At 68.3% G+C, this 15,851-nt stretch carries 9 protein-coding genes; 2 read left to right on the top strand and 7 right to left on the bottom strand.

Features of this window, described 5'->3' with window-relative positions; genetic code table 11:
• Positions 1-116: 116 nt before the first annotated feature.
• Positions 117-1,514, top strand: a complete 1,398-nt coding sequence (locus ACIPVK_RS05775; protein ID WP_407611009.1) for an MFS transporter — start codon at positions 117-119, stop codon at positions 1,512-1,514.
• A 151-nt stretch (positions 1,515-1,665) separates the two neighbouring features.
• Here the strand turns inward: ACIPVK_RS05775 and ACIPVK_RS05780 are convergent, their stop codons facing one another.
• From ACIPVK_RS05780 to ACIPVK_RS05805, 6 genes are all read right to left on the bottom strand, one after another.
• Positions 1,666-2,202 carry a DinB family protein gene (locus ACIPVK_RS05780; RefSeq protein WP_407611010.1) on the bottom strand — a complete coding sequence of 179 codons (537 nt, stop codon included), beginning with the start codon at positions 2,200-2,202 and terminating at the stop codon, positions 1,666-1,668.
• 134 nt (positions 2,203-2,336) lie between these two features.
• A complete protein-coding gene (locus tag ACIPVK_RS05785; RefSeq protein WP_407611011.1) occupies positions 2,337-4,109 on the bottom strand; it encodes an acetyl/propionyl/methylcrotonyl-CoA carboxylase subunit alpha in 1,773 nt (590 codons plus the stop codon).
• A gap of 129 nt (positions 4,110-4,238) precedes the next feature.
• Positions 4,239-4,880, bottom strand: a complete 642-nt coding sequence (locus tag ACIPVK_RS05790) for a Maf family protein (protein ID WP_407611043.1) — start codon at positions 4,878-4,880, stop codon at positions 4,239-4,241.
• A gap of 77 nt (positions 4,881-4,957) precedes the next feature.
• Positions 4,958-8,446, bottom strand: a complete 3,489-nt coding sequence (locus ACIPVK_RS05795) for an MMPL family transporter (RefSeq protein WP_407611012.1) — start codon at positions 8,444-8,446, stop codon at positions 4,958-4,960.
• A gap of 6 nt (positions 8,447-8,452) precedes the next feature.
• Positions 8,453-9,112: a TetR/AcrR family transcriptional regulator gene (locus ACIPVK_RS05800; RefSeq protein ID WP_407611013.1), complete on the bottom strand. Its 660-nt coding sequence runs from the start codon at positions 9,110-9,112 to the stop codon at positions 8,453-8,455.
• A gap of 154 nt (positions 9,113-9,266) precedes the next feature.
• Complete coding sequence (locus tag ACIPVK_RS05805; protein ID WP_407611014.1) at positions 9,267-10,673, bottom strand: dicarboxylate/amino acid:cation symporter; 1,407 nt, start codon at positions 10,671-10,673, stop codon at positions 9,267-9,269.
• A gap of 231 nt (positions 10,674-10,904) precedes the next feature.
• Between ACIPVK_RS05805 and ACIPVK_RS05810 the strand changes: the two genes are divergently transcribed.
• Entirely contained in the window at positions 10,905-13,478 is a 2,574-nt protein-coding gene (locus tag ACIPVK_RS05810; protein ID WP_407611015.1) for a LuxR C-terminal-related transcriptional regulator, read from the top strand.
• A 484-nt stretch (positions 13,479-13,962) separates the two neighbouring features.
• Here the strand turns inward: ACIPVK_RS05810 and ACIPVK_RS05815 are convergent, their stop codons facing one another.
• Positions 13,963-15,630 (bottom strand): DUF885 domain-containing protein, encoded by a 1,668-nt coding sequence (locus ACIPVK_RS05815; protein WP_407611016.1) that lies wholly within the window; start codon positions 15,628-15,630, stop codon positions 13,963-13,965.
• Between the last annotated feature and the right edge of the window lie 221 nt (positions 15,631-15,851).

The raw sequence follows: 15,851 nt of genomic DNA on the forward strand, positions 1-15,851 counted from the left end.
TCGCTGTGCCGTGTATTACAGTTGTCCAAATACTGGAAGGACTGTCCAATACGTGGACGTCCATCATAAACTTGTCGCTTAGTAACCTTAGGCACCCACCAAGAGAATCACGAGCCATGTCCAACAAGACCACGGTCGTTGCACCGAAAGAGAACACACGCGGACGCGTGCTGTTTGCCAGCCTCATCGGCACCACCATTGAATTCTTTGACTTCTACGCCTATGCCACGGCATCGGTGCTGGTTTTCCCGACGCTCTTCTTCCCGAACGCGTCCAACGTCAACGCGATCCTGTCCTCGTTCGCGATCTTCGGCGTCGCCTTCGTGGCCCGCCCGGTGGGCTCGGTGCTCTTCGGGCACTTCGGCGACAAGATCGGCCGCAAGGGCACCCTGGTGGCCTCGCTGCTGATGATGGGCATCGCGACCTTCCTGATCGGGTTCCTGCCCCCGGCGCAGGGCAACTTCGTGGTCCTGGCACCGCTGATGCTGGTGCTGCTGCGCTTCGCCCAGGGCCTGGCCCTGGGTGGCGAGTGGTCGGGTGCCGCGTTGCTGGCCACCGAGAACGCCCCGGCCAACAAGCGCGCCATCTACGGCACGTTCCCGCAGCTGGGTGCGCCCATCGGCTTCATCATCGCCAACCTGATGTTCGTGGGCCTGCAGCTGGGCCTGACCCCGGAACAGTTCATGTCCTGGGGCTGGCGCGTGCCGTTCGTCCTCTCGGCCGTGATGGTCGCCGTGGGCCTCTGGGTCCGCCTGAAGCTGGTCGAGTCCGTGGCCTTCACGAAGGTCGTGGAGCAGGACAAGGTCGCCAAGTCCCCGTTCAAGACCACCATGAAGTACCACTGGCGCCCGGTGCTTGCCGGCACGTTCATCATGTTGGCCACCTACGTGCTCTTCTACCTGATGACCGCCTTCACGCTGACCTACGGCACCGCCCCGGCCACCGTGGAAGCGGCCCGCGCGGCCGCCGAGGCCAAGGGCAAGACCTTCGACGCCGCGGCGGAAGCCGCGTTCGCCCCGGGCCTGGGCATCGCACGCCCCGAGTTCCTCACGATGCTCATCATCGGCGTGGTCTTCTTCGGCATCTTCACCATGGTCTCCGGGCCGCTGGCCGAGAAGTTCGGCCGCCGCAAGTTCCTGATCTACGTGACCAGCGGAATCCTTCTCTTCGGCCTGTCCTGGACGCTGATGTTCGGCCCCGGCAAGGGCGCCGCCATGGTCGGCCTGGTCGTCGGCTTCACGCTGATGGGCGCAACGTTCGGCCCGATGGCCGCCTACCTGCCCGAGCTCTTCCCGTCCAACGTGCGCTACACCGGCTCGGCCGTGGCCTACAACCTGTCCTCGGTCATCGGTGCGGCCCCCGCATCGTTCGTGGCCATCGCCCTGTGGCAGTTCGGCGGAGGAAACACCGTCTGGGTCGGCGCCTACCTGGCGCTCGGCGCGGTGCTCACGCTCATCGCCCTGTACCTGACAAAGGACACCAAGGACGTCGACTACGAGAACAACGTCGCCTAACTGAAATGCCGCCCCGGGACCGCCTTTGGCCGGTCCCGGGTCCGGACACCAGGCGCTCGCTACCCTCCGGGGGTTGCGGGCGCCTGGTGCGTTAACGCCCTTTCGCGCCGAGTGTCGAGTGCCGCGTGCCGCGTCCCGAATGTCCTGGGCGCTATTCGCCGACCTGGCCGTCGATGCGTTCGCGCAGCAGGTCCGCATGCCCGTTGTGCCGGGAGTACTCCTCGATCAGGTGCGTCAGGATCCAGCGCACCGAGACCGTCCCGTGGTGTCCGGCCGCCACCGCTCGCTCGAGCGAAGCGTAGCCCAGGGCGGCATCGGAAAAGGCGATCTCATCCCTCCACGCGGCCATGGATTCCGCCACGAGCGCGGCGTCGGGCTCCGGGAAGTCGAAGTCGGTGTCGTCCCCGTCCCCGCGCCAGTAGAGCGGCGGGGCAGGGTCTCCGGCCAGGGCCGAGCGGACCCAGAACCGTTCCACGTCGCTGAGGTGGCGCACCAGCCCCAGCAGGGAGAGCCCGGAAGGCGGCACGGCACGGGTGCCCAGCGCCGCTGCGCCAAGCCCTGCGCACTTCAGTGCGAGGGTGCGGCGCTGGTAGTCCAGGAAGCCCATGAGGGTCTCCCGCTCGCTGCCGCACGGCGGCGGATCGGTGCGCGGGTCCGCCGTGGCCTGCGCAAAGGTTTCAGGTGCCATGGCCACCAGCCTAGACGACCCCGCGGCAGGTCCCGGGGGAGGGGGGATCCGCGACTGCCCGGCAACGCGAAGGGCGGCGCCGTCCTTCGCAAGGAAGTCCGGCGCCGCCCAGGCGGTGCGGTGGTGGTGCGGCGCTACTCTCCGATGGAGGCCAGCACGGTCCCGGCCGACACGGTGTCGCCTGGCACGGCGCTGAGCCCGGAAACCACGCCGTCGCAGTGCGCGGTCAGCGGCTGTTCCATCTTCATGGCCTCCAGGACCAGGATCAGGTCGCCCTCGGAGACGGCGTCCCCGTCGGCCACGGCGACCTTGACGATGGTTCCCTGCATGGGGGAGACCAGGTCGGCACCCGAGTTGCCGGCGGTCGCCGCGCCCCGGGAGCCCGAAGCGCGCTTCTTCTTGCGCGCCTTGCCGTTGCCGGCGGTGGACATGGTGCCCAGGGACGCGGGCAGCACGACCTCCAGGCGCTTGCCGCCGACCTCGACGGTGATGGCGTTGCGTCCGCCGTCCTCGGACGGGGTGCCGGCGGTGGCCGGGTCCCAGGCCGGGATCTCGTTGGCGAACTCGGTCTCGATCCAGCGGGTGTGGATGGAGAACGGGCCGGAAGCCGGGACGAACGCCTCATCGGCCATGACGGCACGGTGGAACGGCAGCACCGTGGGCATGCCCTCGATCTGGAATTCCGCCAGCGCGCGGCGGGCCCGGGCGGCGGCCTGGGCGCGGGTGGAACCGGTGACGATGAGCTTGGCGATCATCGAATCGAAGTTCCCCGAGACGGTTTCCCCGGCCTCGACGCCCGAGTCGATGCGCACGCCCGGCCCGGTGGGCAGGGTCATGGAGGTGATGGTGCCCGGGGCGGGCATGAAGCCGCGCCCGGCGTCCTCGCCGTTGATGCGGAACTCGAAGGAGTGGCCGCGGGGCTCGGGGTCGGTGTAGCCCAGCGCCTCGCCGCGGGCCAGCCGGAACTGCTCGGCCACCAGGTCGATGCCCGTGACCTCCTCGGAGATCGTGTGCTCGACCTGCAGGCGGGTGTTGACCTCCAGGAAGGAGATGACCCCGTCCTGGCCCACGAGGAACTCGCAGGTGCCGGCGCCCACGTAGCCGGCCTCGCGCATGATGGCCTTGGACGCCTCGTAGAGGCGGGTGTTCTGCTCATCGGTCAGGAACGGCGCGGGGGCCTCCTCGACGAGCTTCTGGTTGCGGCGCTGCAGCGAGCAGTCGCGGGTGGAAACCACCACGACGTTGCCGTGCACGTCGGCCAGGCACTGGGTCTCCACGTGGCGCGGGGCGTCCAGGAAGCGTTCGACGAAGCATTCGCCGCGGCCGAAGGCGGCAACGGCCTCGCGGACCGCGGATTCGTAGAGCTCGGGGATTTCCTCGCGGCTGCGCACGACCTTGATGCCGCGCCCGCCGCCGCCGTAGGCGGCCTTGACGGCCAGCGGCAGCCCGTGCGCATCGGCGAAGGCCAGGACCTCGTCGGTGGACTGCACCGGGTCCTTGGTGCCGGGCACCAGCGGGGCGCCGACCTTCTCGGCCAGGTGGCGGGCCTGGACCTTGTCGCCCAGCTGCTCGATGGCGGCCGGGGGAGGGCCGATCCAGGTCAGTCCGGCATCGATCACGGCCTGGGCGAACCCGGCGTTCTCGGCCAGGAACCCGTAGCCGGGGTGCACGGCGTCGGCGCCGGAGCGCTTGGCTACCTCGAGGATCTTCCCGATGTCCAGGTACGACTCCGCTGCGGTGGAACCGCCCAGCGAGTAGGCCTCGTCGGCCAGCCTCGAATGCAGTGCATCGCGGTCGGGTTCGGCGTAGACGGCAACCGATCCAATGCCCTCATCGCGGGCTGCGCGGATGATGCGTACGGCGATTTCTCCGCGATTGGCGATGAGAACCTTCGTCAACTGACTCATGGCAGGGGGTATCTCCTTAAATATGCTCTTTCGGAGCCTACCTGCGTTTGTGGGATGTGCACCCACAAAACCCCCGGTGTCGGGATCAAGTCGCGATTTCTTTGTGGGGTTCCTACAAAGTGCGGGCGGCTAGGCCCATACGTCCGAGATGGACAGGCCGGTCTCGGCCAGCAGCTCGCGCAGCGTGGAGACGTTCAGCCCGATGACGTTCTGCGGGTTGCCCTCGATGCCGCGGATGAACGCGGCCCCCCGTCCGTCGATGGTGAACCCGCCGGCGCACGGCAGCGGCTCCCCGGTGGCCACGTACGCGGCGATCTCCGCGGCGGAGAGCTTCTCGAACTCCACGGTCGTGGAGGAGACCGCGCCGATGGTCGCCCCGGACCCGCCGTCCCCGTCTTCCTCGGAGCGGTTGTCGATGAGCCAGTGCCCGGTGTGCAGGATCCCGGACTTCCCGCTCATGGCCTCCCAGCGCTCCGTGGCGACCTCGGCGGTGTACGGCTTGCCGTAGGCCACTGACTCGAATTCGAAGACCGAGTCGCAGCCCAGCACCACTGCGCCGTCGGCCTCGTCCGACGCCGCGACGTCCTCGGCCTTGGACTTGGCCAGCAGCAGGGCGGTGTCGGCCGGGCCCAGCTCGCCGAAGCGCTCCACGGCCCGGGCCAGGACCTCGTCCTCGTCCACGGTGGAGACCTGGACGGCGAAGTCGATGCCGGCGTCGGTGAGCACCTTGGCCCGGCCCGGGGAAGCGGAGGCCAGCACCAGCAAGGGCAGGTCCTCGGGGTGCTCGACCTCCCCGCGCGGATCGGCGGCGGCGGAGGAGGTGGTGTCGAAAGTGTTCGCGTTCTGGCTCATGCATCAACCGTATCCCGCGCGGGCGGCGCCTGGGTGCCGGGTTCCGCGTCGGCGCCCTCCGCCGTCGCGGGGGTGCGCGCGGCGATCTTCGAGCCCTCCACGTCCACGTCGGGCAGGATCCGCTCCAGCCAGCGCGGGATGTACCAGGCCCGGTGCCCCAGCAGGTGCATGAGCGCCGGGGTCAGCGTCATGCGCACGATGAACGCATCGAAGAGCACGCCGATGGCCAGCGCGAACCCGATGGCCCGGATCATGGTCAGGTGCGAGAACACGAACCCGGCGAACACCGCGGTCATGATCAGCGCCGCGGCGGTGACCACCGGGGCGGCGTGGGCGAAGCCCGAGCGCACCGCGGCGCGCGCCGGCTGCCCGTGGGCGAAGGACTCGCGCATGCCGGCGACCAGGAACACCTGGTAGTCCATGGCCAGCCCGAAGAGGATTCCGGTGAGCAGGATCGGCAGGAAGCTCATGATGGGCCCCGGCACGTTCACGTCGAAGAAGCCGCCCAGCCAGCCGAACTGGTACACCGCGACCGTCGCGCCGAACGCGGCGGCCAGCGAGAGCAGGAAGCCGGCGGTGGCCAGCAGCGGCACGACGACGGAGCGGAAGACCAGCAGCAGCAGGATCAGCGAGAGCCCGACGACGATAAAGATGTACGGCGGCAGCGCCTCGGCGAGCTTCTCGGAGACATCCACCTGCGCGGCCACCTGCCCGGTGACCGCGATGTGCGCCCCGGTGGCTTCCTCGATGCCCGGCGCGGCGTCGCGCAGCGTGTGCACCAGCGCCTCGGTCTCGGCGCTGGCAGGCCCCTCGGCCGGGATCACCTGGATCGCCCCGAGGTTGCGTGCCTCGTTCACCGCCACCGGGATCGCCGCGACCACTCCGGGGATCCCGCGCACGGCGTCGGCCACGTCCAGGTTCGCGGCGTCCGCGCCCCGGGCATCCAGCCCGGCGGGCAGGTCCGCGAGCACCAGCAGCGGGCCGTTGTACCCGGCCCCGAACGCGTCAGACATCTGCTCGTACGCCTTGTAGGCGCCCGAGTCCGCCGGTTCGGCGCTGCCGTCGGGCAGCGCGGTGCGCAATTGCAGCGCGGGCAGCGCGACGACGGCCAGCAGGACGATGGACGCGATCGCGGCGATCCACGGGCGGCGGGTCACCACCGCGCCCCAGCCGCGGTTTCCCGCGTCGTTGGCCGGTGCCACGCTGCCCGCGTCGGCGTCGGCGTCGGCGTCGGCTTCTGCGGCCCCGGCACGTGCCCAGGCCCGCCTGGAGACCAGCTTCGTTCCGATGATCCCCAGCAGCGCCGGGGTCAGGGTGATCGCGATCAGCACCGCGACCAGTACCGTGAACGCGGCCGAGGCGCCCAGCACGGTGAGGAACGGCAGCCCCGGGACCGCCAGCGCGGACAGGGCGATGACCACGGTCAGCCCGGCGAACACCACCGCGTTGCCGCTGGTGCCCGTGGCCCGGGCGATGGATTCGCCCAGCGGCACTCCTTCGAGCAGCTGGCGGCGGTGCCGGTGCACGATGAACAGCGAGTAGTCGATGCCCACCGCCAGGCCCAGCATCAGCGCCAGGGCAGGGGTGATGGAGGCCATCTCGATCACGGAGGACAGCGCGAGCGTCCCGCCCACCCCGGCGCCCACGCCGAGCACCGCCATCAGCAGCGGCAGCCCGGCGGCCACCAGGGTGCCGAGCATGATCAGCAGCACCGCCGCGGCCACGGCCAGGCCGATGATCTCCGCGGCCCCGAAGATGGAGGAGAGGTCCTGGATGATCTCCTTGGAGAAGAGCACCTCGACGCCCGCGGCCTCGGGCCCGGCGGCAATGGACTGGATGTCGGAGCGCTGCGCGGTGCTCAGCGAGTCGGTCGCACCCTGGAAGGTCACGTGGGCCACGGCGGTGGAGCCGTCCGCGGAGACAAAGCGCATCCCCTCCGAGGCCCCGGCCCGGCGCTCGGCGAAGGCCAGCTCGGCACGGCCGGCGGCCAGGTCCCTGGCGCCCTGCTCCAGCTTCTCCTCGGCCGCGGGCAGGGCCGCCGTCTTCTCGTCGACGGTCTTTTGCCCGGCGACAAGCTTGGCCTGGTTCTCCTCGATCTCCGCCTGGCCCGCGGCCAGCTTCGCGGCGTTGGCATCGAGCTCGGCCTGCCCGGCGCGCAATTGCGCCCGGCCCTCGGAGACCTTCGCCTCGGCGGCCTGGATCTTGGCTCGGTTGGCGGCCAGTTCCCTGGCCCCGGCGTCCAGCTTCGCCTTGGCGGCGGGCAGCTTCGCGGCCCCGGCCTCCAGCTCGGCTTCCTTGGCCGCCAGGGTCTTTTCCCCGGCGGCAGCCTCCTTCGCTCCGGCATCGAGCCGTGCCTTGGCCGCGTCCAGTGCCTTGAGTCCCTCGAGGCCTTGGATGACCTGGGCCAGCGTGGCTTCGAGGGAGTCCTTCTGCGTGAGAAGCCCGGCCTTCTGATCTTTCAGGACCTTGAGCGCTCCGTCCAATGTGGCGATCCGCTGCTCGGCGGCTTGCTTGTCCTCGTCGGTGTCGGCATTCTTCAGCGCCGTCCTTGCGGCTTCGAGCTGCTGCTGCGTTGCGGAGATTCCGGCGTCGAGCTTCTTGATTCCGGCCTCCAGCTCCGCCAGCCCCGCGGTGGCCTGCTGTTTGCCCGCGGCAAGCTGCTGGTCCACCGCGGCGCGGGACTGGCCGCCCAGGATCTTCTTCAGGCCTGCGTCGTACTGCGCCCGCCCGGCGGCTAGTTCCGTGGCTGCGGCCTCGAGCTTCGCCCGCCCGGCGTCCAGCGCCTTGCGGCCCTCGGTGATCTTCGCGGCCCCGGCCCGGTATTCGCGGTTGCCCGCGTCCCACGTGGCCTGGCCCGCGGCGAGTTTCGCCTGTCCGTCCTCCAGCGCGGCGGCACCGGTGGCAAGTTCCCCGGCCGCTGCATCCAGCTTCGCCTGCCCGGCGGACAACTGCTCGCGGCCTTCGGCGATCTGCTTCTTGGCATCGCCCAGTTGCACGCGCCCGGAGTCGAGCTCCGCCTGCGCGTCGGTGAGCGCGGCCCTGCCCTCGGCCAGCTGCTTCTTCCCGTCGGCCAGTTGCCGTGCGGCATCCTCGAGCTTGGCCTGCCCCTCGGAGAGCTGTGGCCTGGCCTTATCGAGCTGGGCCTGGAGCTCGAAGGGCTTGGCCACCTCGGTGATCGGGGACTGGGACGCGAGCTCTTCCAGCGAGGACTCGATGGCCGCGTGCTGCGCCGCCGAAAGCGCGGTCCCGTCCGCGGAGCGGAAGACGATGGAGCCGGTGCCACCGGCCAGCTCCGGCATTTCGACCTTCATCCGGTCCAGCGTGCGCTGGGTCTCGGTGCCGGGGATGGTGAAGGTGTTCGACAGCTTGCCCATGAAGGCGCCGGCGCACAGCCCGATGGCCAGCAGCAGCACCGCCCAGATGGCGACGACGGCCCAGCGTCGGCGGTAGGCCAGTGCGCCGAGGCGGTAAAGGAAGGAAGCCATGGTGTCCTAGGCCTTTCGGGGGTGCGGTGCGCGCTGCTGGAGGGAGGGGAAGCCGTCGCGCAATTGGGCGACGGCCTCGGCGAGGGTGGCGCGCAGCAACTGCGTGCGCCGCGGATCACTCGCGTCGGGACTCTCGCCCAGTTCGCGGGACCAGGCGGCGAAGGCGGCCTTGCCGGCGCCGATGACGCTGTGGGCAAAGACGGAGGCGGCCAGTGCGGTGCCGTGCGGGGCGCGTGCGGTGACGATCTCGGTGAGCGCCTCGGCGCAGTCGTTCCAGGCCTCGAGCTGCATGCGGGCCATTTGCGGGTGCGCGGAGGCATGCAGGTACAGGTTGGCAATGGGCTCCAGCAGGGCCGGGTCGACGAGGGATTCCACCGTTGTCACCGCGGCGGAGAGCAGGTCGATCGCCGGATCCAACTCATCGAGCACCGCCACCGCGTTCTCCAGCAGCAGCCTGGTCGGCTCGTTCAGGGCGGCCTCGATCGAGGGGAAGTAGTTGAAGAAGGTGCGCCGGGAGATGCCTGCGGCCTCGGCCACGGATTCCGCGGTCAGCGCCGCGTAGCCTGCCGTTTCCAGTTGGGCGAGGGCGGCATGCACGATGGCGGTCCGGGTGGCGGCCTTGTTTTTTTCGCGCCGCGAGGGCGGCTGCTCGGGGGAGTCGATCACTCTTTCTACACTACGTGCAAACTTGCATGCCGTGCAATTTGTTGACGACGGGAACCAACGCCAAAGGGCGGGCCGCTTCCTGCCGAGGGATGCACTGCATCCCCGGCGGAAACGACCCGCCCCGTGTTGGTGTGACTACCGCAACGCGGCCTGGCTAGCCGACGGGCGTCGGCGTCGACTCCCGCGCCTCGGCCTCGGGGGAGTCCGCTGCAGACTTGAACTCGTCGTTGAACGGGTCGCCGTGGCGCGGTGCGTTGTACAGCGCCTCGTCCAGGATGCCCTCGCGCTTGGCGACGATGGCCGGAATCAGTGCCTGTCCGGCGACGTTGACCGCGGTGCGGCCCATGTCCAGGATCGGGTCGACGGCCAGGATCAGTCCGACGCCTTCCAGCGGCAGGCCCATGGTGGACAGCGTCAAGGTCAGCATCACCACGGCGCCGGTGGTTCCGGCGGTGGCGGCCGAGCCCAGCACCGAGACCATGGCGATCAGCAGGTAGTCGGTCAGTCCCAGGTCGATGCCGTAGAACTGGGCGACGAAGATGGCGGAGATCGCCGGGTAGATGGCGGCGCAGCCGTCCATCTTGGTGGTGGCGCCCAGCGGCACGGCGAAGGAGGCGTAGCCCGAGGGCACGCCGAGGTTGCGCTCGGTAACGCGCTGGGTCAGCGGAAGGGTGCCGATGGAGGAGCGGGAGACGAAGGCCAGCTGCACTGCCGGCCAGACGCCGGAGAAGTACTGCTTGATGCTCAGGCCGTGGGCGCGCACCAGCGCCGGGTAAAGGCCGAAGATCACCAGCGCCAGGCCGATGTAGATCGCGAGGGTGAATTTGCCCAGTGCGCCGATGGTGTCCCAGCCGTAGGTGGCCACGGCGTTGCCGATCAAGCCCACGGTGCCAAGCGGTGCCAGACGGATGATCCACCAGAGGACCTTTTGGATCACGGCCAGGGTGGCGGCGGAGAAGTCCAGGAAGGGGCGGGCGGCGTCGCCCACCTTGAGTGCCGCGATGCCCACGGTGATCGCGATGACCAGCACCTGGAGGACGTTGAAGCTCAGTGCGGTGCTGATGTCCCCGCTTTCGGAGACCTTGTTTGTGGCACCCAGGCCCAGGAAGTTCGAGGGGATGATCCCGATCAGGAACGCCCACCAGTCACCGGTGCGTCCGTCGTATTCGGGAGGGGCGCTTTGTCCGGTTCCGGCTCCCGGGCGCAGCACGGTGCCCAGCACCATGCCGATGACCACGGAGATCGCCGAGGTGATGGCAAACCACAGGATCGTCTGCCAGGCCAGGCGCGCCGCGTTGGTGACCTTGGCCAGGTTGGCGATCGAGGCAACGACGGCGAAGAAGATCAACGGGATGACCGCCGCCTTGAGCAGCGAGATGTAGCTGTTGCCGAGGGTTTCCAGTGTGACGCCCAGACCGGTCTTGGTGTCTGCGGTGTGGCCTGTGTACTTGGCCAGCAGGCCAAGGCCAAGGCCCAGGGCCAGGGCGACGATGATTTGGGGGCCGAAGGCGGTGGCCCAGGCCGGGATGCGCCTCTTGGGCGTGGTGTTGGAGGTAGTCACGCTACGAAGCTAGGCGGTGCTCCATAGCAAAGGATAGCCAGCATTGAGGAATGTTACGCAAAATCCGCCCGGAATGCTTTATTGGGCAATTTTTGTGACGCGTTACATATGCGCCCGCCCCGGTGTTAAGATGAGCTTTCAACCAATGGTTATTTATGTTATTGGTTTGCATCCGAAGCGCTGAACTCCGGGCGCCCAGGTCGGCACAAATGGGGAAGGGGTCTGGGTGCATTGAAGTGGGGAAAGTTCGATGACACGCTGCCACGCCCACGCATTGACCTATTGCTCGACCACGCTGTCGCTTCCTCCGTCGTCATCGCCAGGGCGCCGCGCGGCTCGGGCAAGCGCACTGCAATTCGCGGCTGGCTGTCCCGGCGCGATCCCCGCGCCAGCAGCTGGACCTGGATCGAGTGCTCGGACTCGACCGAGCCCTTGGGCGAGGTGCTGGCCCGGACCTATGTGGGGGCCCAGGACCCTGATTCCCACCTCGTCGTGCTTGTTGGCTACTCGCGAAGGAACGACGAGGAGCTCCTTCAGGTGGTGCAGCGAACTGCGCGCCGGCATCCACAACGTCGGATGCTCATCGTGACGCGCGACTACCTGGAGTTGGAACGCCGGCGCACGCTGCTGCCCATCGATGTCTCGGTGCTACCGCCCCACGAATTCCGTTTCACCGCCGAGGAAGCCGCCGCATACCTCCAGGGGACCGTGCTCGCGGAATTTTCCGGGCAACTGGCCAACGACCTGTGCGGCACACCGCAAATGCTGCGCATGGCCAAGCTCCGTGCCGAAACCATGCAGGGCCCCCGCATGCCGGACATCGCGGCGAGACCCGGGAAACCGGTGTCGCCCGTGGGTGCGTCGTCGCCCACGACGCTGGAACTTGACCCGGAGGCCATGGCTTTTTTGGCTTCGGTCCGCGCAGCCGTCGACCGCGACGTGAAATTGATGCTGGAAGGCGAAGACCTGGAGCCCGGACAGCTGGACTTCCTGGCAGTGGTCTCCGTGCCCACCACGGTGCCCGCGCCCTTGCTGCCGCTGCTGGCCGCCGGGAACGCGGAACCGTGGCTTTCTGATCTGGAAGGCCGCGGCCTGGTGTATCGCTCGTCGCGGAATCCCGACGAGGAATACTGCCTGCACCCGGTGCTGCGCCGGGTGCTCAAGCGCGTCTACCTGGAACCGGATCCAGAGCGGTTGGGCGGCCTGCACCGGATCTGCGCCCGCTATGAGACGACCCGGGGGTCCGCGTTCCGCGCCCTGCGCCACGCGCTGGAGGCGCGCGACTACCAATTGGCCTCCGATGTCCTGCGGATGCATGCCGACGAGTACCTTGACGGCGAACTGGGAACACGCGGTTCGGTCCTGCTCGATGACCTGCCCCTGACGGTCCTGGCCCGCTTCCCGCTGCTGGCCATCTGCCTGGCGATCGCCTACAGTTCCACCGGAAAATTCAAGCTCAAGACCCTGGAATTGCTGGCCCTTGCCGCCGCCGGAGCACGCACCGTGGGTCGAAAGGCCGCTCCCTCGGACCGGCTGATCATGGTCACGGTCGAATCCGTGGCGCTGAGGTTGAGTGGCATCAGCGAGGCATCGGTGCGCTCGGCCCGCGGCGCCATGGCGTTGTACCGGGAGATGTCCCCCGCGCAGCGTGACGGGATTGGTCCCTTCGAGGGGCCACTGCTCATCCAGCTTGCCCTTTGCCTGCACGCCGGCGGGGTCGACGATGAGGCCCTCATTGTGGCGGAGCAGGGCGTATCGGCCGACCAACGCCACAATCGTGTCGAGAACGACCACTACGCGGACACGGTTCAGGCCTACCTGTATGCCCTCAACGGAGACGTCCACAAGGCCGCCGGGATCCTTGCGGAATCGTTGCCGGAGCACTGGTCAAACCCCGCCGCCAACCACTATTTCGCCACCCCCTACAGGGCGGCCGCCTTTCTGTGTGCGATGGAAGGACAGCGTTTCGACGACGCCGCACGCTGGGTGGAGTTGTTGCGGATCGACCAGCACAACAACGAGTTCTGGCCGTACATCCGGTTGGCCGAGGCGCGCCTCGCCGTGGTCCTGGGGGAGACGACCGCCTCGCCGGTCCGGATGCAGGGCTACCTGGTGCGAGAGCGCGAACAGCCGGTGGTGCAGAAGGCCGGCAGGCAAATGCTGGTCACGGCGTCGAGCCTGCTGAACCTTGCTGCGGGGGATGCCTCCCAGGCTTTCAAGGCCGCGACGAAGTCGGCGGACGAGACCTCCCGCTTGATCTTGCAGGCGGGGGTGAGGCTGGCCCAGGGCGATGCCGCCGAGGTATTGAGGCTGTGCACGGCGTTGGGCGTGCCCGTGCAGCCGCGAGCGCGCTTCGAGCAGGCGGTGCTGGTATTGGCGGCAACGCTGCAGCAAGGCAACCTGCCGGCGGTTGGCGGTGCGCTTCGCATGGTGGCCGCGCTTGGCGAGGAATACGGCCTTGGCCTGGCCCTGAACCTGCTGCCCGCCCCGGACCTGGAACGGATCCTGACCGTGGCCAGGGAGTTGCGGATCAAGCTCAAGGTCGACCCCAACACCGTCTCGAATATTCCCGGCGGACTGGGGCGCGCGGTGCTTAGCTCGAGGGAGCTGGCGGTGTTGGGTGAATTGGTGTCCACCGGAAGCGCGGCGCTGATTGCCGACCGGCAGTTTGTCTCGGTCAACACCGTCAAGAGTCAGTTGCGCAGCATCTACCGGAAGCTTGGCGTATCCGACCGGGCGTCTGCGCTGGACGTCGCGCGCGTGCAGGGACTGGTTCCGAGCAGGGACATCGAGACCATCGAATAGGTGGTGTTCGACCCGCACATGCCCCGAGGAGCCGGCTTCGCGCGCATCGCGCCGCCTTACGGGGATTGGGCTTCCACCAAACTAGACTCGGAAAAATCCCGTTGGCACTGATGCAGCCCCCAAGCAATGCATCCATGCCGCGCTGCGAACCCCCGGCGATAATCGCTTTTGTGCGTGAAGTGGAGTTTCTCGGTTTCCCAAGTTGTGGTCGCTTCGACGCAATTCGCAGTAACAAGACCTACTATGGCAGGTGATCCGTTGCCATATCAGGGATGTAGCCCGGATTCACCCTTGCGTTCACCCTCATTCAAACACAGATGGATAAAAGCGTACGGGACGCCGCTGGCAGCCTGGCAAGCAAGCCCATTCAAAAGCCGAATTCCGCTGGCATGCCTGGTGCGGGTGCCTCGCCGGCCCCGGGGGTCGGGTGCCCCCAGGCAGCCCGGCACCCGGTCCCAACAAGGCCCCGCAGATTGGCGTTGAACTAGCCCAGCAGTGCCCGGCGCAGGGTATCGAGACCCACCGATCCAACGCCCAGGGCCTGGGTGTGGAACTCCTTCAGGTCGAATTCGGTCCCGGCGCGGGTTTCCCGCTCGGCGCGGATCTGCTCCCACAGTCGTTGCCCGACCTTGTACGCCGGCGCCTGGCCGGGCCAGCCGAGGTAGCGGGTGAACTCGAACTCCAGCTGGCCGGCGGAAATGTCCAGGTTCTTTTTCAGGAACGCGAAGCCGCTCTCGCTGTCCCAGGTCCCCGAACCCCATGCCTCGGGAATCTCCAGCTCCAGGTGCACGCCAATGTCGAAGACGACGCGGGCGGCGCGCATGCGCTGGGCATCGAGCATGCCCAGGTAGTCGCCCGGATCGGCCAGGAATCCCAGGTCGAGCATCAGCCGTTCGGCGTACAGCGCCCAGCCCTCGCCGTGCCCGGAGACCCAGCAGGCGTGGCGGCGCCAGTCGTTGAGGGTGTCGCGGGCCAACACCGCGGTGGCCACCTGCAGGTGGTGGCCCGGAACGCCCTCGTGGTAAACGGTGGTCAGCTCGGACCACGTGGTGAACTGGTCCTCGCCCTCGGGCACCGACCACCACATGCGGCCCGGTCGGCTGAAGTCCTCGGAGGGCCCGGTGTAGTAGATGCCGCCTTCCTGGGTGGGTGCGATCATGCACTGGATCCGGTCCATCGGGGCCGGGATCTCAAAGTGGGTTCCGGCCAGCGCGACGATGGCGGCGTCGGACTTCTCCTGCATCCACCGTTGCAGGGCGTCGGTGCCGGGGAGCTTCCGGCTCTCATCCCGGTTCAGGATTTCCTTGGCGTCCGCGATGGTGGCACCGGCGGAAATCTGTTCGGAGACCCGCTCCTGTTCGGCGATGATGTCCGCCAGCTCCTTCACGCCCCACGCGTAGGTTTCTTCCAGGTCCACCGCGGCACCCAGGAAGCGGCGGGACATCAGTGCGTAGTAGTCCCGTCCCACGGCGTCCTTTTCCGGGGCCAGCGGCAGCAGCTCGTCCTCGAGCACCTTGGCCAGGGAAAGGTAGGCCGCATTGGCCGCGGCGGCCCCGGAGCCCAGCCGTTCGGCGAGTTCGGGGGCCACCTTGGCGCCCGCAGCGGCAAGGCCGTCGAAGAAGCCGCCGTCCTTGGCGTACTCGCGCCCCTGGGTGATGACGATCTTGACCTGCCGGGCAGCGGCCACCAGGCCGCGGGCTGCCGAATCGCGCAGCGAGTCGATGTATCCGTCCATGGCGGCGGGCAGGTTGTGCATCCTCTCGGCCACGAAGGCGTAGTCGGCGGAGGTCTCCTGCGGCATCAAGTCGAAGATGGCGCGCAGCTCCTGGGCCGGGGAGGCGATGTTGTTCAGCTCGGTCCGGCGGGTCTCCGCGATCTCGATTTCCAGCCCCAGGCGTTCGTTCATGGCGTCGAGCGTGGTCGCATCGATCTCGTCCACCGGCGTCAGCGGTTCGAGTTTCGCCAATGCCTCGCGTGCGGCGGCGGTCAGTGCCGCGACGCCCGCGGGCGAGTGGTCGGAGTACGCGGCCTCGCTGCCCGGCAGGCCAAGCTCGGTGGCGAACTCCGGGACGAGTTCGAGCAGGCGGGCGAAGTACTCGTTGGCGACGGCGTCGATGGCGCTGGGTGTGCGCGGGGAAGTGATCTCAGTCATGGTTCCAACCCTAGTCGACGTGAAATGGATGTTGAAGGAAATCCGGTGGTGAAACCCCGTCCACGGCATGGAGGGGAATCGGCGGCCCGGGGCCCGAAGCGGGCCATGGGGAGAACTCACCATGGAAGGGGATTGTCCATTCGTTGTATGCTGGGGGGCGTTCGACCATTCCACGGTGGGGCAAAGCAGCCCTCGAATCCGGCCGATTCGTCAATACACAG

This window comes from Paeniglutamicibacter sp. MACA_103 (genome assembly GCF_045798555.1).
Taxonomy (GTDB): Bacteria; Actinomycetota; Actinomycetes; order Actinomycetales; family Micrococcaceae; genus Paeniglutamicibacter.